This window comes from Allobosea sp. P1_A7, from assembly GCF_056406775.1.
In genome coordinates, this window is the sequence record NZ_JBFTZN010000659.1 from 1 (window position 1) to 464 (window position 464).

General features: G+C 56.9%; 1 pseudogene. It reads right to left on the minus strand.

Annotation, left to right across the window (positions count from 1 at the left end):
• Positions 1-238 precede the first annotated feature (238 nt).
• Positions 239-464 (minus strand): annotated as a pseudogene (locus tag AC1D34_RS38275) (hypothetical protein); the annotation flags it as partial.

A 464-nucleotide genomic window follows, 5' to 3' on the forward strand; every position in this document is an offset into this window, starting at 1 on the left:
CCGCTTCTGTGCTGGGCGACGATGGTGCGGAACTTCGGTTGGGCTGCCGGCAGTCTTGGAGGCGATAACCGGCATTCCCGAGCTATCGATTATCCCGGTGTGGCGCGTCTGTGAGCGTATCTTGCAGCGCTGGTGGGGCCGCCTAATCCAGAGTGCTTGGGCAGGGCCGGACCTCTCGATAAATTTGACCTGTAGCGGCAATGACTGCCCGACGATTCCTGCTGACCTGCGTCCTACGTCACACCACCGTTGCGAAGAACGAGCCCCCAAAGTGGTTGGCGCCTTGAAGACTAGGAGCACTCCACATGTGAGATAGCTTTGAATGAAGATTGGATCTCGTGCCAATGAAGTAGGCGGGGAACTCAATTCTTAGTTTTTCGCCGGCCAAGAGCCAACACGCCAGCAGGTACTGCTCGCTGAAGTACCAATCTAACCATGCCGGCGGATAGTCATCAGGCATGAAG